Consider the following 19,306-nt stretch of genomic DNA (forward strand, 5'->3'; position numbering starts at 1 on the left):
TTAACTATTCACCATCCATTTCTTTGGATACGTTCCTTTTCTCCATATGCCATTTTGTTTTTTCATGTTCATTTTTATTAAAAAGTACTGATCGAAGTTTAAATGAAGATTTTTCTTTTTAAAAAAGCCAAAAACAATTACGAAAATTGCTGTTGGAATAACACTAAATACACATGCTATCAATGCCACAATAACACCGGCACTTGAGAATATTTTGTATACCATTGGGATATATGCATAAACTATTGACCCTGCTGCTCCTAGATAAATCAATTGTCTAATTGAGATGAATCCCAAAATAGTTTTTTGTTCAGATGCCATATCTATTGGAACCTCAGCTCTTCGACTCATTTAATAATTTCCCTCCTAGAAATGAACCCCTCAATGTAAAGTACGATAGAGGGGTTTCAAATCAATATTTAAGCTCCAAATCCTGCAAAATAACCAGCTATTACTTTTGCTTGTACAATAACAAAGACTCCGATACCCGCCATTGCAAGACCAATAAAACCTTGTGTTCTATTTTGTGGATTCCCTTGTGAGCCTGATAACTTCATTCCAGCAAAGATAATACAAGCTAGTGCCCATATTGCACCGATTCCTGTGATAAGATATACAACGTTATTTAACTGGGTATATATCTTACTGTCTTTTACATTCCCTTGACTGGTGATTCCAGCTTTTTTCCATGCTGCTAATGCAGACTCTGGAACAAATAAGTAAAGATAGGTTAGTATCAGTGCCCCTAGGTAAAAAGGAATATCATTTAACCCTTTTACTCTTTTGATTGCCCCTGTCTTCATTCTTAAAATCCCTCCTTTTAAATCAAGGAAAAACCAATAAAAAAAGTCCCCGAAAAGACTATGGAAGATTGTACTTATGTACAATGCCATAGAATTCTCGGGGACTTCCCGTTGTTTTTTCACTTGTAACCTTATCATAATAAAAACAAGAAATATGGTCAAGGTATTTTAGCCAAAAAATATACTGATACGAAACCCAACTTTAATTTAAAACATCAGAAAGTAAAACTATTAGAAGAAATACTAGATAATGCTGCTCTTGATATATTTATTAATATGATTTTAGAATTTTAATTTCTCGTGATTAATTCTTAGGAAAATTAAATCATTCAACCAAAATATTACACTACTAGAGATGATCATATAATAAAAATTTTGGTCTAAGTAAAATTTGGGATTTAGATCGGTAGCAAGCGGATAGAAAATCAAATTAACTATAAAACCTAATATAAAAAATAATACAAAATTTTTAATATAGGAATTATTTAGGGACTTTCTAAAGAAAAATTGAATGGGCGCTCCTAATACTAGATAGATTAAACTAAAAATTGTAAAAAATAACAAGAATGAAGCTAAATCAAAAGAGTCGAAAATAGAAAATGGAACCGTGTTAATAAAGTAAAACAAAAAAAGAGCAAGAAAAAAAGCTGAAGAAACAGAACAAATTAATAGTCTGATAAAAAAGTTGTTTATTAATTTCATGATAAACATAGTACCTCCTCCTAATTCCAATATTAGTAAGTTATACCTATATATAGTATAGATGTATATTGTTACAATTAATTATAGCATTACTACTATACATATATAGGTTTGTAATGAAAATTTAAAAAATAAAAGGAGGAAAAAATGTATAAAAAAAAGATTATTTTTACTTCAATTATAGCCTTAGGATTTGCTATGTCTCCCTTAATTGTTAGCGCTGACAATGATGTAACTGTTAAAACAAATGATAATAAGGTGATCTTAGAGTTAAGCCCTAAAAAGAACGAATACTATAAAATATACAAAGACGACCAGTTAGAATATAGTGGTACAAACAATAAATATACAGACTATATTGATCAATCACAAAAATATAAAATAGGAGTCTATTCAAATGGTAAACTAAACGAGGTACTCTCTGTTAAAGCGGCTGATAATAAACATAATATTTTTGAACCAACATCTATGAATACCGCAGAAAAAGAGGAATATATTGATAGCATAGTTCAAAATACAAGATTAGAAACTATCGTCACCTCTAATTCAGTAACTATACAATGGCCTAAACTTCCAGATGAAGATAATGTTTATGAAATATTCAAAAATAATGTAAAAATCGCTGAGACAACAGATCTACATTATGTTGATACTAATGTAGAGAGTGGCAAAGAATACAATTACATGCTAAAAATTAATAATGTTGTTTCTGAAGAAACTGCAGATTTAATAAAAAATGAAGCAATAAAAGAAAAAATAGTATTAACTGATGAAATGTTTGAATATGATGGCTCAATATCTACCCTAGTAGCAATACCATCCGTAGAGGAAGAGTCATTGACTGAAGATCCAATTATGGATCCTATCTTTGAAAAGGCAAAGGGTAGCGGCACTATTGGTACAAAAGCAATTCCTAAATCAAATGAGTTTTCATTTGATTACAGGACTTATATACCATTCAAGTCAGTTAAAAATCCAAATGTTTTAACTAATGATGACTATCCTTACTTAAAAGGAGATAATAGATCAAATCCTACTGCTTATTCTGACAAATACAGAACAGAAGCTAGAGTATATGCAATGTTAAGTCAACCAGCAGCAGTAACCTTATGGAAAAGTGTTTCAAAATCACATTATTGTACTGCTTCAAGCTGTTCATCACCAAAATCTCTTGGAACTGCATCGGATAGTGGAATTAAATTACTTAAACATAGAGTTAAAACTAATGACTTAATGTGGGCTGTGAATCATGCAGTGGGTGTTCCAAAAATTTCTGCTCCTAAAATTGATTATAATTATGTTGCTCAACTTTCTAATAAATCATTTATTGCTTATGGAAAACATGATAGAGCACCAAGTCATGAATTTTATATGAATTACCCAACTGGTAGCAAGAAAATTTATTCCCATCAAGTTACTAGTTCACTCGAATTTTTATTGCTTTTTGGTGTCGTACAAGGATCATGGAGTTTTGATATGTAATAATAAAACCATAAACTGTGCTCACTAGAAGGTGTATTGAAGCAAAGTTTTTACATCAAATAAAGTAAAAAAATGCGAGTATTAAAATTTTCTTCTCATAGCATGGGGTAGCGTCAGGAAAATGCGGTTTTGCAAAGCTAAACCTATTTTCCTGACGATTACCCCTTCTTTATCCTTATGATGATATATGGTTTATTTTCCCCTAGGGTATTGACTTATTCCCCAAAGAGGGGTAGCGTCAGGAAAATGCGGATTTACAACGTTAAGGAAATTTCAATATCAAAAAGCCTAATTTCTCAATTAACTGTGAAGAAACTAGGCTTTTTTCATTTCTCAATTAAAGCGCCTGATTGTAGAATATAATTTTCTTGTTGAACAGTATTTTTGTACTGTGCAGTAAAGAAATTCTATGTATAATTAAAGGACCTTTCTTTACTTTTTTTATTTAGAGCTTTCCCTCTTTATACTATATTCACCATATCATGGGAAAAAATTGCTTGTCTCTAATCTGCATTTGTCTCGATCAATAATACATTCTTTTTTACCGATACTCTTTTTTGCCCTACGAATTTAATGACGTGAAACAATCCATTATGAAGCTCCCCCTCTTGGAGTAAAACTTCGCCCATAAAAAGAAGCATATACTGCTGGATTAATCGAAATAGAAGACCTTAACGAAGAAAAGGAAAGGACTGAATGGAAAAAATTATTGCCGATGTTAATACAGAAGCAAAAACCTGAGAAGTCGATTCAAAACATTAGGGATACTATTGATTCAATTCCACCCCAAGGCGCTGAACCATTACTACAAACTAGTGTAGAAAAAGTAGATGTTTATGGAGATTAAGGAAATAGAAATTGGACTTAACATAATTTAACGAACTTCTAATTAAAAAAACGAGATTCAATCTCGTTTTTTCTACTTTTTGTAATGTTTTTTACTATCCACTCAACTAAATGTTTTACTCCAGTCGTGAACAGCACTACCTTCTACGTACCTTTCTGCATCTAGATTCTGCCATACAACCTGTACCTGCGGCTGTAATGGCTTGCCGGTATTTTTTATCTTGAACATCCCCACATGCAAAAACTCCAGGAATATTCGTTTCTGTTGTTCCAGACTTAACATTGATATAACCCGTTTCATCGGTTTCAATTTGACCATTTAAAAAACCGGTATTAGGTGTATGTCCAATCGCTACAAATATCCCATCTGTTTGTATCACTTCATCTTCTCCAGACTCATTATTCTTCACTTTTAAACCTGTAACGCCATTCCCTCCTGCCAAAACTTCGATAGGTGTTTTATTTAATTCCCAAGTAATCTTTGTATTTTCTCTTGCGCGGTCCTGCATAATTTTTGAGGCTCGGAGTTCAGTCCTTCTATGCACGATAATGACTTCATTTGCAAATTTAGTTAAAAAACTTGCTTCCTCCATCGCAGAGTCCCCACCGCCTACAATAATTACCTTTTTTCCTCTAAAGAAGAATCCATCGCAGGTTGCACAGGTACTCACTCCTCGCCCGATGTTTTCCTTCTCTCCAGGAATATTTAAAAGTTTAGCTGAAGCACCTGTTGAAAGGATGAGAGACTCTGTTACAATTTCTGCTTTTCCGTTTACTTGTAAGGTATACGGTTTTTTCGAAAAATCAACGTTAGTTACCCATCCTCTTTTAAACTCAGCTCCAAAACGTTCTGCTTGTTTTCTCATATTATCCATGAGTTCTGGTCCCATAATGCCATTAATAAAACCAGGAAAGTTTTCAACTTCAGTTGTTAGTGTTAATTGGCCGCCTGGTTGATCTCCTTCTATAACAATTGGTTTCATATTTGCTCTTGCTAAATAAATAGCAGCTGTTAAACCTGCAGGACCCGTTCCTAAAATAACGACTTTTTCCACGATTATATCCTCCACTGATTTTAATATTTTACGATTATCTTATCCCATCTTTTCTTTATTTACCCAAGGAGTAAAATAAAACTAAAAGGTAGGAAGAGTTACTACACTAGCAATTCCATAACAATTAACCTAGTTCTCTAAACAGACCTTTATTACATATATATATTACTAGTGGATAACCAAAGAAAATAAAAAGATTGGTATGTAATGATATCCCTGTGTAAAATCTAGCCCCATAATAAGGAATAAATAAAAGGAAGTACGCCCCACATTGAGCATAAACTCCCTAATTAACAGATAGTGAGCCGTTAATCCAATATCACAATCCACCTCTGACTCGCAAGCTAGCTCCTTAATCTTTGTATAATGAATAACACTAACCGGGATCCATATTAGAGGTAAAGCAATTGCTGCCAATACATTAAAAATAATCAATGTTGAAAAACTCGGGAAAAATAAAAAAATAGTCATGACGGTCGCTAATATAGCACCTACATACGTTACCTTCATTCTACTTTTTACAAGTCGTGGACGGCTTATGAAAACAAGTGTTAAGATTCCTGTAATTGCAAATAATGTGTTTAACCATCCAACAATCGTTTCCTTCTGAACATATTGAAATAAGAGAATGCTGGATGCGAGTTGAATTATACTTTGAAAGAAACCAAAAGCCACTATAGAAACGAGAACAGCTTTATACTCCTTCCATATATCTTTATACCGTAAGGATGAAATATTGAAGTTGCTTTTATATTTTGGTGTAAATAAACTTATAATCACTTGAATAATCAACATAACAAATATTAATCGAAATGTTTCATTATAATCATAATAAAGAATTAAATAAGAAAATATTAATGGTGTTAAGACTGCGGTGATCCGGTTCATACCTTGCTCCATCCCCATAAAAAGTTGCCTATTTTCAGGGTTGGTTAATAATATTGAATAAAGATTAAATCCAGAATAATACAATCCTACAGCTGTACCATATAAAGTACCTAAAATGATAATATATCCTATTACATTCTCTTCTTTACTTATGAGTAATCCGAACACCGCTAGTAGAAAGGAAGAAGATAAAACAAACGTCATTCGACTATTCATCCACCTCATCGTATATGCCCCTATCATTGTTCCTATGAACACAGATACAAAAACCGAGGCATTGTATACTCCTATAGTAGAAAGACTTGCTCCTTGATTCCATAAAAAAATGTTTATATATAAGTTTGAAAAAGCTAACACACCTGAGAAGACGGTATTCATAAATAAAACAATAAAAATAGGATTTTTCATTATCAATTCACTCATTTCACGACTATTTTGTGTTATCTTCATGTCCGTTTTCTTTATTTTTCATGAATGTGTATACAAAATAGCCTCCACCAACAAAAATAACTACCCAAAAAATGGTCATAATTAATCCACCCATACCATAAAACATTATATTCTCCATTGTATTTTCCACTTGTATTCACCACCAAAAGAGTTGCTGAAGGCAACTCCAAAGTTATTTTATTCTCTTTTTTGCGCCACAAACTGAATAACATGTGACAAACCATTATGAAGTTCTCCTTCATTCCTTACAACCTCGCCCATAAAAAAGTGAACAATCCGCCAATCAAAAAAAACGCTTAAAAACTCTTCTGGTTTATAAAGTAGTTCTACGTTTTGTGGTCCTCCACTTTTGTATGGTAGCTGATAAACCGAATACACCTCTGAAATAAAATAACCACCTGGTTTAACTGCATCTTTAACACCTTCAAGTGTTTTTGTACGTAATGCCTCTGGAAAGTGACCAAAAATACAAATCAATTCATCCCACTGCTCTTTATCCCAGTTAGCTTCATTTAAGTCTACAAGCTTTGTTTGAACTGTTACATTTCTATCCTTGGCAAGCTTTTCTGTTTTAGCCAGTCCGGATTGCGCATAATCCCATGCAGTTACATTCATTCCTTGTTGCGCCAAGTAGACTGCATTTCTACCTTCTCCTTCAGCAATAGCCAATGCATCTCCTGATAGGTTTAATTTTTTATGGACATCCGCAAGAAATACGTTTGGATTAGTTCCATAAACATAATTCTCATTTTTAAATCGATCATTCCAGGAATTCATAGCTTGTTCTCCTTTGATTTAATTTTTTAGTCAATACTTTTTATTAATTGCTCCATCATTTCCTTATCCATCGGTCCGACAATTTTCTTTCGAACAATCCCCTGCGAATCAATTATATAACTTGTTGGGATCGTAAAAGCTTGATATGTTTCTCCTGTATCGCCTTTAGTATCAAGCAGTATTGGAAAAGTTAATCCATAATCTTTTACAAATTTTCCAATATCATTTGTGTTCTTTTCTGCAGTAGTTAAATTAACTGCTAAAATTTCTACATTTTCATTTTGTTGATCTAGATAAAATTCTTGCATATGAGGCATTTCAGCTTTACAAGGAGGACACCAAGTAGCCCAAAAATTTAAAATGACTTTCTTTCCTTTATAGTCAGACAGTTTTACTTCTCTTCCTTCTAAAGTCTGGAGTTGAAATTCAGGTGCCAAATTTCCTTCTTTTATTCCACTAATTAAATCATTATTTTCTATTCGATTGTTAAGGGAGGTTTCATCCATATTGTCTTTTTCTGAAAATGCATAGTCATATACTCCCCAACCTAAAAGACCAATCAAACCTACTAAGACGAGTATTTGTTTGTTCATAATCCCACTCCTTCAAAAATCGTGAATGTAGAGAGATAAGCACTGATCTTTTCCATTTGACCAGTGAATAATAACAATCCCATTATGATAAGGATTACTCCATTAACTAACGAAAGCTTTGGTAAAACCTTATTGATTCTTTTAATCACATTTAAAGAGTATGTCACAAGAAAAGATAACATGAGAAAAGGAATGCCTAGACCTAAGGCGTATATCCATAATAAAAACATGCCAGAATAAATCGTTTCAGTTGAACTAGCCAGTAATAAAATGGACGATAAAGCAAGTCCTACACAAGGTGTCCATCCTGATCCAAATGCTAAACCAAGGATAAATGATTTTAGAGAACTAGCTTTGGACTTCCTATTATAATCAAACCGTTTTTCAGTCATTAAAAACTTTATTTTAAACACACCAAGCATCTGTAACCCAAAAATAATGATGAGGAATCCCCCTATCATTTGAATTAATTTCTTATTATCTAAAAATATTTGTCCTACAACACTTGCTGAAGCTCCTAGTAACACAAATACAATACTAAATCCAAAGATAAAACTTATTGAACGAGAAAACAGGACACTCTTCTGGGTATTTACTTTTCCATCTTTTACTGAACCATCGGTTAAATGAGCAACATATGCAGGAATTAATGGAAACACACAAGGTGAAAAAAATGAAAGTACCCCTGCAGTTAATGCAAAAAATATTGTGATATTTTCCAATTCTTACCCACCTATCTTTCTACTGTAGTTTTCTATCCCAAAGGTAAAGAGACAAGATTATTAATCCTACAAAAAACCACTGCTCCATCGAGAAAATAAAAATCGTATTTTCATTGATTAGAACCAATGAGAGTATTATTTTGTAGAATGAAAATAAGACGATGACAGAAAAAAATGATTTATATGAGGATAGAATTTTTTGAACTAGAATGAGTATCAAATTAGTCAACGAATAAATGCCAAAAAGAACATGATAAATGAAATTATCCTCTACAAAGGTGGCGGATAAAAAGTGATAGACAGACAGCACTGAAAAACTAAATAGTAAGCCGTATTTCAAAGTAACTAGCATTGAAATATCTAATTTCCTTGCTTTATAAATAAAGTAGTAGATTGAAAAAATAATAGCTAAAATTAAGCCACTTCTTCCTCCTGTAAAATACAACAACGACAAAGGACTTTTTATTACTAATGAAGGTTCCGTAAGAAGTAAGCTACCTTTCCAAATAAAAAAGCCTAAAAACACGCTATTAGTTAATAAGTCAAATACTGCCTTATTATGTTCCCTATTCGGTAAGCGTAGGAGCAATACTTTTATAAAAACTATTCCAAATAGAATTGCCACTCCAAGAAGAAACCATTTAAGGAGAATCGTAAATGAACCGATTTGAATGATATCCATGGGTACCTCCAAAAAAATTGCTTGATGTTTACACAAAAAGGGGCTGTTTAGCCCCTCTTCTTAAAAGATTCTTTGAAACAAGACGATGACTCCTACCAGGAGCCAGACTAAAATCCCTGGTCATATGGGTGGGAAAAATGACCGTGATTTTTTGTTAGGAATTCCTCAACTACCTTTGCCACAGTTGTTATGATCTTTATTCATATTATCAGCCTACTCCATTACTTATTTTATAATTTCTCCCTGCCATTCTTGAATACCGCCACTTACACTTACAACATTACCATAACCATAGTCTTTTAAAATGTTTGCAGCTTGAAGACTTCGTTTCCCACTTCTGCACAATAGAACGATTTCCGCATCTTTAGAAAGACCTTTATAATCGGATTTTAATGTGCTTAGTGGAATGTTTTTCATCCCTTTAATATGACCTGCTTCATATTCATGGGGTTCACGCACATCAACAAAGATTATGTTACTTGATTTGGGATCCTGTAATTTTTGCTCCAACTCATTAATTGAAATTGTTTTAATGCTATTATTTTCAAACTGGGTATAGCCAAAATATAATACTAAAATGACAAGGGGTAGATATAATGCTATTGTTTTAATCTTCAAGGAAACTCCTGCTTTCAGATGTACTTATAGTGTAAGGACAATAAATTGCCCGCCACCCAATATGGTCTTGGTATAATCAATTTTGACATTATTAAAATATGGTTTACTTGTTTCATGTACTAAAAAACTTATGCCATCTTGTTCAATAATCTCATCATTTTCTAAAGCTGACTCTTCCAGAGCCAGACGAAGCTGAGGTCCCCCTCAACCAATGCCCATTGCAAGACGAATAAATGGTTTTTTTACATCTTTAACTTCTTGTTTTATTTTTGATATCGCAGCATCTGTAATTTTAATCAACGTTATTCCTCCTCAATATTTAAAAATGTACAAACAAATCCGCTGAAACTGCCTCATTTAAAACCCATTTAATGGGGACTTGCTCAGCTGGGTACTTAAATTGCGTATGGTCCTTTATATCTAAGTCCACCACATAAAATTTAACGCCAGATTCAACAGCTATCTCAAGTAAATCGTTAATTGAAGGTGCGTTAAAATCAGCTAGAGCATTAGACAAGTATTCAATTCCATCCGATGGAATAGGAATGTATTTTTGATCTAAAATGTTTACTCCTTTTCGTGAGAAGGCTAAGATCACATCAGCCCCGGATGAAGCAGCTCCAACAGCAACATTTAAAGGTGGGTAAGCAGACTCTAATTCATCATGAAGTGCTAAAACGACAACTTTTTTCGTATTCATGTTTAGTCCCCCTCTTAAAAACTTAAAACAGCATCAGCTTGGTAGGCTGTTTCTAAAAAGGTAACAACGCCCGCGAGTTCTGCCCCTTCTATTAATTCCAAACCATCAGCAATTAACACATTCATTTGACAACCATACAATTTAATTCCCGCATTTAAAGCCAAGTTAAAAAGTAAGGATAGATCTACTCCATGTGTTCTCGTCATTCTTTTTAAATAACGTTTATCTAAAACACGCGCTCCATCAAGATCAAAAAATATGGCGACTTCATTTTTTTGTTCAACCATTTCGATTGATTTCTTCAACACATAGGGAACATTTGAGCTTAACGATACAAAATAAACAAATTTCTTGTTCGTCATTATAACCCCTTCTTTCAAACCTACTATGAATACACTTTATTTTCCCCTGTTTTTACAAAATATCTAACCAAATCTTAACGGCAGTAGCTCCAATTAATAACGCTAAAATGACTTGCAACACTTTGGTATTTACTTTTTTTCCAGCCATTGCACCCAATGGGGAAGCAATTAAACTTGCAACGATCATAATAAAAGCTGGGAAGTAGTCAATTTGTCCGGTCGTAATTTTACCTACTGTCGCTCCGATTGATGAAATAAACGTAATCGCTAGAGAAGAAGCGATCGTCATTCTTGTTGGAATTTTTAATACCACTAACATGATTGGCACTAATAAAAAGGCTCCTGCTGCTCCAACGATCCCAGCCCCCACCCCTACAATAAGGGCTAATAGTGCTGCAAGCCATTTGTTAAATTTCACCTGATCTAATGGAATGTCGTCTATTCCCTTTTTCGGAATAAACATCATCACTGCTGCAATTAAGGCTAATATCCCATAAATTAAATTAATGCCTCCTTCAGACATTAACTTTGATCCAAATCCTCCAACAAAACTACCCACTAAAATACTAGCACCCATATACATAATTAACGTTTTATTTAAATATCCACCTTTTCGGTAAGCCCAAACTCCACCAATAGTTGCAAAGAATACTTGAATCGCACTTATGCCTGAAACTTCATGTGCAGTAAATGCTGCTAAGCCAAATAACGGTGGAATATATAATAACATTGGGTATTTAATAATAGACCCGCCGATTCCTAACATTCCTGAAACATATGATCCAATAAATCCTATTAAGAAAATCGTAATGATGAATCCAAAATCCATGGTGTTACCTCCTTTTGAAAAAAGGGAACCCTACATAGGCTCCCCTTATTTTTTAACCTTTTTTAATCCAAAATTTAAATACATCATTTTCTTCTTCATGCTTAATTAGTTCATGACCACCAGATTTTGCCCAAGCTGTTAGGTCGTTTTTAGCACCTTTATCAGTAGCATGAATTTCTAGAATTTCACCTGATGCTAATTCATTGATTGCCTTTTTTGTTTTTACAATTGGCATTGGACATGCTAATCCTTTTGCGTCTAATACTTTAGTTGCTTCCATTTCGTTATTCCTCCTAAAATAAGTTTTTATCGAACCGCACAACGGTTTGGTCCAATTTCCATTTCACGTTGTTTTTCATCATCTGGGTTAATTTTCCCCATGTTAGTTTCACGAATTTCTTGATACGCATTTGGTTGTGGTGGTAGGTTTTCTGTTACTAATTTTCTGAATTCATTTTCGTCCTCGATGTTTAGACCATGATTTTTTGCAAATAGTGTCCCTAATTTTTCTGATACACTACCATCGTCATTCAATTCATCAATGATCATAAAGTGCGCTGGTAGAACAACTAGTTCTTCTGAAAGCTCTCTGTAACGGATGTACAAACTTTCTCTTAAATCTGCTACCCAGTCTTCTGCCATCCCAGCTAAGTCTGGTCTGCCGATTGAATCGATGAATAGGATATCACCTGATAATAAGAACTGAGAATCCACAACAAACGATGTAGAACCAATTGTGTGACCTGGAGAATACAGGGCATGAATATCGATGGCAGTATTTCCGATTGTTACCACATTTCCATCTTCTAAAGGCTTATACTCAAATGTGACTTCTGTTGCATCCTTTGGTGGTAACCAATACGTAGCACCTGTTCTCTCAGCAATGACTCTTCCACCAGAAATGTGGTCAGCATGAAGATGCGTATCAAATACATGCGTAATTTTTGCACCAATTTCTTTTGCAAAATCAAGATAAATATCAGTCATACGAGTTGCATCGATGATAGCTGCTTCCCCATTTGAGACGACCATGTAAGATAGGCAGCCCTTACCGATACGAACGAACTGATACACTTCACCTCCATCGTTTAAGTCCCCGACCTTCACAGGCTCTAAGTACTCACTCCACGCTTTCATCCCACCTTGCAGGTAAGAAGCCGTTAATCCTTGTTCTGATAACATCTCTGCCACCATTAATGAAGATCCTTCTTTTGCACAAACGACTAAAACTTCTTGATTAGCCGGGATTTTATCTAAGATTCCTTCCACTCCATCCAGTAACTCGAAATACGGAATATTATAATAGTCGAAGTTTTCTCCTTCAATTTTCCAATCTTGAAAGTCACTTTCATTACGAACGTCTAGAATAAATAATGGTTCTTTATTAAATACTTTTTTTGTTACTTCTTTTGAAGTCATAGCCTTTACAGTCATATCATTTTACCCCCTATGGTATATTTAAATTCAAAAAAATAATTAATTTTTATTAAAACGTAAGAGTTACATCTGCATCTTTTGCAAATTCTAAAAAGGTTACAGCTCCACCCACTTCAATTCCATCCACAAATGCTTCCTTTTCTAATCCCATCACATCCATTGTCATTTGGCAACCAATGAATTTGACACCCATTTCTTGTGCCATTGCCACTAACTCAGGTATAGCTGGTACGTTTGCTTTTGCAAACCCTTCAGCAAAATGCTCTTTCCCCTCTGGCATTGGTAGTTGTGTGTATGCCTCTTTATGAATTAAGTTTAATCCTTCAAATGTAAAGAATATGGCAACTTCCTGATCAGATGCTGCTGCAGCTGTTGCGATATTAAAAACTTTATATGCATCAAATAATCCACCATTACTTGCTATAATTGCTACTTTACTCATTCTTAATTCCTCCTAGTTTCTTAATGCTAGCATTATATTATTTGGATCATAACCAACAACCCACTTGCCATTTACCTCTGTTTGAGGCACACCCAGTTGTCCGGTCTTTGCGACTAGTTGGTTCATAATCTCTGGGTTTTCTTCAACATTTACCTCTTTAAAAGGTATAGTTTGATCTGCCAAAAAGTTCTTTAGCATAACACAATACGGACAGCGTGTGGTTGTGTATACCGTTACTGTGCTCATATCAAATTTCCCCTCCTTATTTATTTAAACTATTGGTTTTGCCTGACCAAGCACTCATCCCTGGCACAACATTAATCACATTTGCAAAACCTTTTTCAGCTAATTTTTGAGCTGCGAGATCACTACGGTTTCCAGTTCGACACACCACATAAATCTCATCAGCTGTATTAAGCTCTGAAAGACGATCCTCTAACTCTCCTAACGGAATAGAGATGGCGTTTGGAATATGGTTGAATGCGTACTCCGCTGCTTCTCTAACATCGAGAACAACAATATTCTCGTTAACATCTAGTTTTTTCTCCAACTCTTCATTGCTTGTGATGTTAGGATGTTTTCTTTCAATTGTTCCATCATTGGAAGATTTTCTAAGGTAATGCTTTAACACATCTCCTTGTTCAATTGTGCCTAGATACTGATGTCCAGCGCTTTTTGCCCATGCTTCAAGGTCAGCTTTTGACCCTTTATCTGTTGCTTGAACCTCTAAGACTTGACCAGATTGTAACTCATTCATTGCCTTTTTTGTTTTGACGATAGGCATTGGGCAAGCTAGGCCCTTTGCATCTAATAAAAGATCTGTTTTTAATGAATTCATAATATAAAAACCTCCTGTTTATTACCCTTACGAGTATATTGACTTCTAAAAAAAATCACCTTATTTTGTTTCGCCTTCCCACGCAAGCATTCCGCCTGTCATGTTGGTTACCTTAAACCCATGACTTTCAAGAAATTGACAGGCGCGACCACTACGTGCACCAGAACGACAAACCATGATATAGTCTTGAGACTTATCTAATTCATGCATACGGAATTCTAATAACCCTAGTGGAATGTGGATCGCTCCTGGGATTTTCCCAGTTTCAACTTCATCCACTTCACGAACATCAATCAAGTTTAATGGTTGACCTTCTACTAACGATGTTTCCACTTCTTTTGCTGTTAGTTGTTTCATTTTCTCTCCTCCTTTTTATCTCCAGGCACTCATACCACCTTTTACATTTGTCACGTTCGTAAATCCTAATTTTTTTAATATTTTAGTAGCATTTTGACTTCTCATTCCACTTTGACAAATAACAACTACTTCTTTGTCTTTTGATAGTTCCTTCTCCGCTTTTTGCGCAAGTTGTTGGAGTGGGAGATTTTTAAATCCTTTAATGTTTCTTCCCTTAAACTCCCCAGGAGTACGTACATCAACAAATTGTTTATTCCTATCTTTTAATTCATTCTTTAAATCTGTTGTTGAAATCTGTCTAACACCTTTAGCCGGGATGATTCGTTTAATGATAAATAACAGAAAGAGTCCAATGATTAAATAATTTAGATATTCCAAACTTACTCCCTCCTTTTATGTAGGGGATAATCCCCCTAACGTGTTTAGATAAATAGGTTTACATTTCCATCTTCTGCATCAGCTAAATATGCAGCTACACCTGCATACTCGATATTATCTAAAAGTTCTTCTTTTTGAAGTCCTAATAAATCCATTGTCATCGTACAAGCAACGAGCTTAACATCTTGTTCTTTTGCCATTTCAATTAAGTCTGAAAGTGGCATTGCATTATGCTTTTTCATTACATCTTTAATCATTTTAGGACCGAAACCTGCAAAGTGCATTTTTGACAGACCCATTTTTTCAGCACCTCTTGGCATCATTTTGCCAAACATCTTTTCCATGAAACCTTTTTTCACTTCAATATCTTCATCCTTACGTAGAGCATTTAATCCCCAAAATGTGTGGAAAATAGTTACTTCATGATCATAGGCAGCTGCCCCGTTTGCAATAATATAAGCAGCCATTGCTTTATCATAATCACCACTAAATAATACGATTGTTGTTTTTTTTGTTTCTGTCATGTTTGTTCCTCCTCTTGTTGTTTACCCATTAGGGTATTTTTCTGTATAAAAAATTTTCCTTTTACCTTTACCCCTATGGGTATAATATTATTAAAAATAAAAGAGAGTGTCAACCCCTTTATTTCTATCTACTTCTTACAAGCAGATTGACAGCTTCTTTTAATAGTTCTTCTGTATTTTTCTCACCAATTTCTTCGGCGTTACGAACACATTCCACTAAATTTGAACTGACGACAACTCCAATCGTCCGATCAATCGCTGTTCTTGCTGCAGACAACTGAGTAATAACATCTTTGCAGTCTTTATTTTCTTCCATCATTCTCAAAATTCCTCTAAGTTGTCCTTCAATGCGCTTTACTCTGTTTTTCATTTGGTCGTTGTATTCCATCTGTTTTCCCCCTTAACAATAACTTTCTTTATTTAATTGATTTTCCTTTAATACTGTTTGTGTTTGATTTGTAATTAAATAGCCAACGACCTTAAAATCTCTTTTGCGTAAGAAACGAATCGCTAGATTCCTTTCAAGGCGGTTTGATGCCACTACAATCAAGTCACTTTTTGGGATTTCTGAATAAAACCTATTAAGGTATGCCACTGGAACATTGATGGCTCTTTCTATTGGGCTGTTATGAGACTCAATATAATCTCTTACATCTACGACTATTGATGTTCCCATATCAACGTGATTAGTTATATTTTCAACCCTAAAAACGGGAAAATGTCTTTTAAAAAGAGCAACAATAATGGCACTCATTATTATAGCAACTATCATATGCTGTCTCCTTTACTAATAAAAAAAGGAATGTCTTACAACGTTTATATTATACCCATTAGGGTATATTGTCAATACCTTTAAATTTATTTCTTTTTAACTTTGTAAGAATAATTTTGATTTATCAGATACCCTTCTTTTATTTGTGGATATATACCATTGATAACAAAAAATGAAGATTAGAAATATATCGATCACATCTCCACCATAATACATTAGCACTCCACCCATCTCGGCTTGGGAAATTGGTACACTCTTTGGGGGATGGGCATAAATATACTTTGATAGAATACCGTGGATGCCTGAGGCGATTATTAAAACAATAGAACGATAGAGGAAACTTGTTCTATGGGCAACTGGATCAATATAGATCATGGATACTGTAAAAAGGTATCCTGCTATGAATACATGAACGTGTATAAAGACATAAAGATATAAATTCCCGTGCATTTGTGCGTATAAGTCCGTTGTATAGAGTACCCATAGTCCTCCAATATTTAGAAGCGATGCGATAAAAGGATCACTTACAATGCGGACCGGGTAACTTTTTAATATCTGTGTAAACCGTCGTGCTAATTTCACAGACAGAGTTCTTAAAAAAAGCGTCATCGGTGCAGAAAGCGCAATAAGTAGAGGTCCTAACATCCCAAGAAATAAATGACCTAGCATGTGTATTTTAAGATCCATATGGGCTTGTTCAGCTACCGGTCCCACTACAGCAAGTGCTACAAACAGAACCCCTAAAAGCCAAGATAACGTTCGGTATGGCGACCATTTTTTATGCTTTCGATTGGATAAAACAACTCCCATTATATAAAGAATAATCATTAACACAAATACCAAAATGAAGAAATAATCTAAATAACTATAACCGGAACTATCAATGTGATTGTGATCCACTAAGAATTTCCTCCCCTTGGGATAATTGCTTTCTTGTGCGAAATACGAGAATCACCCCAACAATAATGAGTGCTACAGCAACTAAATTCCACACTAAGTCGTAAGGAAGTATTTCTACATTGTAACGAATCTGATGTATTCTCATGAACTTGTGTTGGATGATACCATCATACAAATTAAAGCCTCCAGCCCCAAGCAATATTCCTCCCCACCATCTTGCAAGCCAAAAAGCATTTCTGCGGCGAAGGTCTGCAAACATAAAAGCTGAAAAGATGGTCGCAAACCAACTAAAAGCATGAAACAGACCATCCGAAACTAGTCCAATATCAGTTGTTGATTTATCATAGAAGTGATGCCAGTGTAGTAGTTGATGAAAAACCGTTTCATCAATAAAAGCTACAAGACCAAGCCCAAATAAAAAGCCACCAAATAAATTGCGATTCGCAAAAATAAACTTTTGTTTTGAGTTTTTAATAATATTCATCCATTTCCCTCCTATATGTTCATATTTAATTATTTTGTCCATTCAACCATTACTTTTAAACAATAGGTGATGAAGAAGGATTTTGATTCTGTTTTCATAATAAAAGAACACTCATAAAGTCACGAGTGTTCTATAAAAAATAACCCAATATCAGCTTTTATTTAGTATCTTCTTTAATGCTTCCTTCTCTTCAAATATTTCTGTTGCAGTCCTAACGCCAAGTCTCCTTATCAGTGGTAATGGAGGACACCACCCCTGTAAAGAATGTTGGATCATAAATACACTTGTTATTCCTGACAATGCCATCCATTTTTTATTGCTTAATAATCCAAGTAAAGATGATATCAATACAATTGATGCAAAGTTAAGTTCTAAAACTCTTTCGGTATCCCATTCATAATTTAATTCTTTAATACGTTTATCTATTTCTTTTTCAGTTTTCCCGTAGTAATTGTTGATATTATGTGCAGTTTTTCGTTCTATATCATTATTGATTCTATCATCTGTGTTTAACTTTACTTTAGTCGTAGTTGGTGGAAATAGATCTCTCATACATTCCCATCCTCTCGTTGATTGGTATATAAACCCATTGAGTTTTTTAAATAAATCTTCTACAATACCTAGTATAACAATAGGAATTAATGGGTATAGGAGGAACCTAATATGAAACGTTTTTTCAAATCTTTTTTCAATGAAAAATGCCCTACTTGTAATAAAAATTTAGTCAGCGATAAAACGAACTCATTACTCTCAATTGTAATCAAATCATGTCCAGATAATCATTTTCAAAAGGAATATCATCCTGCACTTGAGACATACGTTGAAAGTAATAAGGTCTCTTAAAATAAAATATCAGACCAAATTTTAATTGAAGTAGCTAATATGAGTAATGCCAAAATCCATTGTAGGATTTTGGTATTTATTTTTTTACCAAAATTAGCACCAAGTGGCGAAGCGATTAGGCTTGCTACAACCATGATTAACGCTGGATAATATTCGACTTGACCTGTTGTAATTTTCCCAACAGTTGCACCAATAGACGAGATAAACGTAATAGCTAAAGAGGTCGCTATCGTCATTCTAGTTGGAATTTTCAGCACTACGAGCATGATAGGAACTAAAATGAACGCACCAGCAGCACCAACAATTCCCGCACCCACCCCAACAATTAATGCAAGAACAGCTGCGAGCCATTTATTAAACTTCACCTGATCATGTGGGATCTCATCGATTCCTTTTTTAGGTAAGAACATCATCACAACGGCGATTAAAGCTAGAATTCCATATACAATGTTAATTCCACTTTCGGTCATGAGCTTTGAGCCATATCCACCAATAAAACTACCAATTAATATGGCAACACCCATGTATATAATTAACGTTTTATTCAAGTACCCTCCTTTTCTATAAGCCCATACTCCCCCTATTGTGGCGAAAAAAACTTGTACGGCGCTAATTCCAGATACCTCATGTGCACTAAATGCAGCTAATCCAAACAGTGGTGGAATGTATAAAAGCATGGGATATTTAATAATCGATCCACCAATTCCTACCATTCCGGATATGAAGGATCCAATAAAACCGATAAGGAATATAACCACGATAAATCCAATATCCACTTTCTTTTTCCTCCAATCAAAGGGGGAGGGTAACCGTTTAAAGGTA

General features: G+C 34.3%; 28 protein-coding genes and 1 pseudogene. 2 read left to right on the top strand and 27 right to left on the bottom strand.

Annotated elements, in window-relative coordinates; genetic code table 11:
* Both NiCM35_RS23460 and NiCM35_RS23465 read right to left on the bottom strand, forming a co-directional pair.
* The gene (locus tag NiCM35_RS23460) at positions 1–351 is read right to left on the bottom strand and encodes a PrgI family mobile element protein (protein ID WP_016204245.1); all 351 of its coding nucleotides are present in this window, start codon (positions 349–351) and stop codon (positions 1–3) included.
* 68 nt (positions 352–419) lie between these two features.
* The gene (locus NiCM35_RS23465) at positions 420–803 is read right to left on the bottom strand and encodes a pilin (protein WP_016204246.1); all 384 of its coding nucleotides are present in this window, start codon (positions 801–803) and stop codon (positions 420–422) included.
* An 849-nt stretch (positions 804–1,652) separates the two neighbouring features.
* On the opposite strand from NiCM35_RS23465, the gene NiCM35_RS23470 reads away from it, so the two are divergent.
* Entirely contained in the window at positions 1,653–2,987 is a 1,335-nt protein-coding gene (locus tag NiCM35_RS23470; protein ID WP_016204248.1) for a hypothetical protein, read from the top strand.
* A gap of 949 nt (positions 2,988–3,936) precedes the next feature.
* Here the strand turns inward: NiCM35_RS23470 and trxB are convergent.
* The 24 genes and pseudogenes from trxB to NiCM35_RS23590 form a co-directional block, all read right to left on the bottom strand.
* Positions 3,937–4,888, bottom strand: a pseudogene (gene trxB / locus NiCM35_RS23475) (thioredoxin-disulfide reductase).
* Between the two features lie 168 nt (positions 4,889–5,056).
* On the bottom strand, positions 5,057–6,001 hold the full coding sequence (locus NiCM35_RS23480) for an MFS transporter (protein ID WP_371471656.1): 945 nt from the start codon (positions 5,999–6,001) through the stop codon (positions 5,057–5,059).
* Between the two features lie 205 nt (positions 6,002–6,206).
* On the bottom strand, positions 6,207–6,356 hold the full coding sequence (locus tag NiCM35_RS23485; RefSeq protein WP_019380829.1) for an SHOCT domain-containing protein: 150 nt from the start codon (positions 6,354–6,356) through the stop codon (positions 6,207–6,209).
* Between the two features lie 47 nt (positions 6,357–6,403).
* Positions 6,404–7,003 (bottom strand): class I SAM-dependent methyltransferase, encoded by a 600-nt coding sequence (locus tag NiCM35_RS23490; RefSeq protein WP_016204385.1) that lies wholly within the window; start codon positions 7,001–7,003, stop codon positions 6,404–6,406.
* Between the two features lie 26 nt (positions 7,004–7,029).
* Positions 7,030–7,596, bottom strand: a complete 567-nt coding sequence (locus tag NiCM35_RS23495) for a peroxiredoxin family protein (protein WP_016204386.1) — start codon at positions 7,594–7,596, stop codon at positions 7,030–7,032.
* Positions 7,593–8,318 (bottom strand): cytochrome c biogenesis CcdA family protein, encoded by a 726-nt coding sequence (locus NiCM35_RS23500; RefSeq protein ID WP_019380828.1) that lies wholly within the window; start codon positions 8,316–8,318, stop codon positions 7,593–7,595. Before NiCM35_RS23500 ends, NiCM35_RS23495 begins: the two co-directional genes overlap by 4 nt.
* A gap of 19 nt (positions 8,319–8,337) precedes the next feature.
* A complete protein-coding gene (locus NiCM35_RS23505) occupies positions 8,338–9,000 on the bottom strand; it encodes a hypothetical protein (protein ID WP_016204387.1) in 663 nt (220 codons plus the stop codon).
* A 225-nt stretch (positions 9,001–9,225) separates the two neighbouring features.
* Positions 9,226–9,618 (bottom strand): rhodanese-like domain-containing protein, encoded by a 393-nt coding sequence (locus NiCM35_RS23510; protein ID WP_019380827.1) that lies wholly within the window; start codon positions 9,616–9,618, stop codon positions 9,226–9,228.
* 319 nt (positions 9,619–9,937) lie between these two features.
* Complete coding sequence (locus tag NiCM35_RS23515; protein ID WP_016204390.1) at positions 9,938–10,318, bottom strand: peroxiredoxin family protein; 381 nt, start codon at positions 10,316–10,318, stop codon at positions 9,938–9,940.
* 14 nt (positions 10,319–10,332) lie between these two features.
* The gene (locus NiCM35_RS23520) at positions 10,333–10,680 is read right to left on the bottom strand and encodes a DsrE/DsrF/DrsH-like family protein (protein WP_016204391.1); all 348 of its coding nucleotides are present in this window, start codon (positions 10,678–10,680) and stop codon (positions 10,333–10,335) included.
* Between the two features lie 52 nt (positions 10,681–10,732).
* Positions 10,733–11,509 (bottom strand): sulfite exporter TauE/SafE family protein, encoded by a 777-nt coding sequence (locus NiCM35_RS23525; protein ID WP_016204392.1) that lies wholly within the window; start codon positions 11,507–11,509, stop codon positions 10,733–10,735.
* Positions 11,510–11,561: 52 nt separating this feature from the next.
* Positions 11,562–11,789, bottom strand: a complete 228-nt coding sequence (locus NiCM35_RS23530; protein ID WP_016204393.1) for a sulfurtransferase TusA family protein — start codon at positions 11,787–11,789, stop codon at positions 11,562–11,564.
* A gap of 26 nt (positions 11,790–11,815) precedes the next feature.
* Positions 11,816–12,943 (bottom strand): MBL fold metallo-hydrolase, encoded by a 1,128-nt coding sequence (locus NiCM35_RS23535; RefSeq protein WP_016204394.1) that lies wholly within the window; start codon positions 12,941–12,943, stop codon positions 11,816–11,818.
* A 52-nt stretch (positions 12,944–12,995) separates the two neighbouring features.
* Positions 12,996–13,388 carry a DsrE/DsrF/DrsH-like family protein gene (locus NiCM35_RS23540; RefSeq protein ID WP_016204395.1) on the bottom strand — a complete coding sequence of 131 codons (393 nt, stop codon included), beginning with the start codon at positions 13,386–13,388 and terminating at the stop codon, positions 12,996–12,998.
* A gap of 12 nt (positions 13,389–13,400) precedes the next feature.
* A complete protein-coding gene (locus NiCM35_RS23545) occupies positions 13,401–13,634 on the bottom strand; it encodes a glutaredoxin family protein (RefSeq protein ID WP_016204396.1) in 234 nt (77 codons plus the stop codon).
* Positions 13,635–13,650: 16 nt separating this feature from the next.
* Positions 13,651–14,226: a sulfurtransferase TusA family protein gene (locus tag NiCM35_RS23550; RefSeq protein WP_016204397.1), complete on the bottom strand. Its 576-nt coding sequence runs from the start codon at positions 14,224–14,226 to the stop codon at positions 13,651–13,653.
* A gap of 60 nt (positions 14,227–14,286) precedes the next feature.
* Entirely contained in the window at positions 14,287–14,583 is a 297-nt protein-coding gene (locus tag NiCM35_RS23555; RefSeq protein ID WP_016204398.1) for a rhodanese-like domain-containing protein, read from the bottom strand.
* Positions 14,584–14,598: 15 nt separating this feature from the next.
* Positions 14,599–14,961: a rhodanese-like domain-containing protein gene (locus NiCM35_RS23560; protein ID WP_016204399.1), complete on the bottom strand. Its 363-nt coding sequence runs from the start codon at positions 14,959–14,961 to the stop codon at positions 14,599–14,601.
* Between the two features lie 44 nt (positions 14,962–15,005).
* Positions 15,006–15,485 carry a DsrE/DsrF/DrsH-like family protein gene (locus NiCM35_RS23565; protein WP_016204400.1) on the bottom strand — a complete coding sequence of 160 codons (480 nt, stop codon included), beginning with the start codon at positions 15,483–15,485 and terminating at the stop codon, positions 15,006–15,008.
* Positions 15,486–15,609: 124 nt separating this feature from the next.
* Complete coding sequence (locus NiCM35_RS23570) at positions 15,610–15,873, bottom strand: metal-sensitive transcriptional regulator (protein ID WP_016204401.1); 264 nt, start codon at positions 15,871–15,873, stop codon at positions 15,610–15,612.
* 12 nt (positions 15,874–15,885) lie between these two features.
* A complete protein-coding gene (locus NiCM35_RS23575; protein WP_016204402.1) occupies positions 15,886–16,257 on the bottom strand; it encodes a rhodanese-like domain-containing protein in 372 nt (123 codons plus the stop codon).
* A gap of 96 nt (positions 16,258–16,353) precedes the next feature.
* Entirely contained in the window at positions 16,354–17,157 is an 804-nt protein-coding gene (locus NiCM35_RS23580; RefSeq protein ID WP_016204403.1) for a cytochrome c oxidase assembly protein, read from the bottom strand.
* Entirely contained in the window at positions 17,138–17,641 is a 504-nt protein-coding gene (locus tag NiCM35_RS23585; RefSeq protein WP_016204404.1) for a DUF2243 domain-containing protein, read from the bottom strand. The genes NiCM35_RS23580 and NiCM35_RS23585 overlap by 20 nt, the downstream gene beginning before the upstream one ends.
* 150 nt (positions 17,642–17,791) lie before the next feature.
* On the bottom strand, positions 17,792–18,193 hold the full coding sequence (locus NiCM35_RS23590; protein WP_016204405.1) for a DUF2892 domain-containing protein: 402 nt from the start codon (positions 18,191–18,193) through the stop codon (positions 17,792–17,794).
* A gap of 111 nt (positions 18,194–18,304) precedes the next feature.
* Between NiCM35_RS23590 and NiCM35_RS23595 the strand changes: the two genes are divergently transcribed.
* Positions 18,305–18,484, top strand: coding sequence for a hypothetical protein (locus NiCM35_RS23595; RefSeq protein WP_016204406.1), 180 nt, complete (start codon positions 18,305–18,307; stop codon positions 18,482–18,484).
* Here NiCM35_RS23595 and NiCM35_RS23600 read toward each other — a convergent pair.
* Complete coding sequence (locus NiCM35_RS23600; RefSeq protein WP_019380822.1) at positions 18,481–19,260, bottom strand: sulfite exporter TauE/SafE family protein; 780 nt, start codon at positions 19,258–19,260, stop codon at positions 18,481–18,483. The genes NiCM35_RS23595 and NiCM35_RS23600 overlap by 4 nt on opposite strands.
* Positions 19,261–19,306 lie beyond the last annotated feature (46 nt).

This window comes from Niallia sp. M35, assembly GCF_050971705.1.
GTDB lineage: Bacteria > Bacillota > Bacilli > Bacillales > Cytobacillaceae > Niallia > Niallia circulans_A.

Bases quoted from the DNA above. Each gene is read 5' to 3' on its own strand.
- NiCM35_RS23460 (WP_016204245.1), bottom strand. From the start codon at position 351: ATGAGTCGAAGAGCTGAGGTTCCAATAGATATGGCATCTGAACAAAAA.
- NiCM35_RS23465 (WP_016204246.1), bottom strand. From the start codon at position 803: ATGAAGACAGGGGCAATCAAAAGAGTAAAAGGGTTAAATGATATTCCT.
- NiCM35_RS23470 (WP_016204248.1), top strand. From the start codon at position 1,653: ATGTATAAAAAAAAGATTATTTTTACTTCAATTATAGCCTTAGGATTT.
- NiCM35_RS23480 (WP_371471656.1), bottom strand. From the start codon at position 6,001: ATGAGGTGGATGAATAGTCGAATGACGTTTGTTTTATCTTCTTCCTTT.
- NiCM35_RS23490 (WP_016204385.1), bottom strand. From the start codon at position 7,003: ATGAATTCCTGGAATGATCGATTTAAAAATGAGAATTATGTTTATGGA.
- NiCM35_RS23495 (WP_016204386.1), bottom strand. From the start codon at position 7,596: ATGAACAAACAAATACTCGTCTTAGTAGGTTTGATTGGTCTTTTAGGT.
- NiCM35_RS23505 (WP_016204387.1), bottom strand. From the start codon at position 9,000: ATGGATATCATTCAAATCGGTTCATTTACGATTCTCCTTAAATGGTTT.
- NiCM35_RS23515 (WP_016204390.1), bottom strand. From the start codon at position 10,318: ATGAATACGAAAAAAGTTGTCGTTTTAGCACTTCATGATGAATTAGAG.
- NiCM35_RS23520 (WP_016204391.1), bottom strand. From the start codon at position 10,680: ATGACGAACAAGAAATTTGTTTATTTTGTATCGTTAAGCTCAAATGTT.
- NiCM35_RS23525 (WP_016204392.1), bottom strand. From the start codon at position 11,509: ATGGATTTTGGATTCATCATTACGATTTTCTTAATAGGATTTATTGGA.
- NiCM35_RS23530 (WP_016204393.1), bottom strand. From the start codon at position 11,789: ATGGAAGCAACTAAAGTATTAGACGCAAAAGGATTAGCATGTCCAATG.
- NiCM35_RS23535 (WP_016204394.1), bottom strand. From the start codon at position 12,943: ATGACTGTAAAGGCTATGACTTCAAAAGAAGTAACAAAAAAAGTATTT.
- NiCM35_RS23540 (WP_016204395.1), bottom strand. From the start codon at position 13,388: ATGAGTAAAGTAGCAATTATAGCAAGTAATGGTGGATTATTTGATGCA.
- NiCM35_RS23545 (WP_016204396.1), bottom strand. From the start codon at position 13,634: ATGAGCACAGTAACGGTATACACAACCACACGCTGTCCGTATTGTGTT.
- NiCM35_RS23550 (WP_016204397.1), bottom strand. From the start codon at position 14,226: ATGAATTCATTAAAAACAGATCTTTTATTAGATGCAAAGGGCCTAGCT.
- NiCM35_RS23555 (WP_016204398.1), bottom strand. From the start codon at position 14,583: ATGAAACAACTAACAGCAAAAGAAGTGGAAACATCGTTAGTAGAAGGT.
- NiCM35_RS23565 (WP_016204400.1), bottom strand. From the start codon at position 15,485: ATGACAGAAACAAAAAAAACAACAATCGTATTATTTAGTGGTGATTAT.
- NiCM35_RS23570 (WP_016204401.1), bottom strand. From the start codon at position 15,873: ATGGAATACAACGACCAAATGAAAAACAGAGTAAAGCGCATTGAAGGA.
- NiCM35_RS23575 (WP_016204402.1), bottom strand. From the start codon at position 16,257: ATGATAGTTGCTATAATAATGAGTGCCATTATTGTTGCTCTTTTTAAA.
- NiCM35_RS23585 (WP_016204404.1), bottom strand. From the start codon at position 17,641: ATGAATATTATTAAAAACTCAAAACAAAAGTTTATTTTTGCGAATCGC.
- NiCM35_RS23590 (WP_016204405.1), bottom strand. From the start codon at position 18,193: ATGAGAGATCTATTTCCACCAACTACGACTAAAGTAAAGTTAAACACA.
- NiCM35_RS23595 (WP_016204406.1), top strand. From the start codon at position 18,305: ATGAAACGTTTTTTCAAATCTTTTTTCAATGAAAAATGCCCTACTTGT.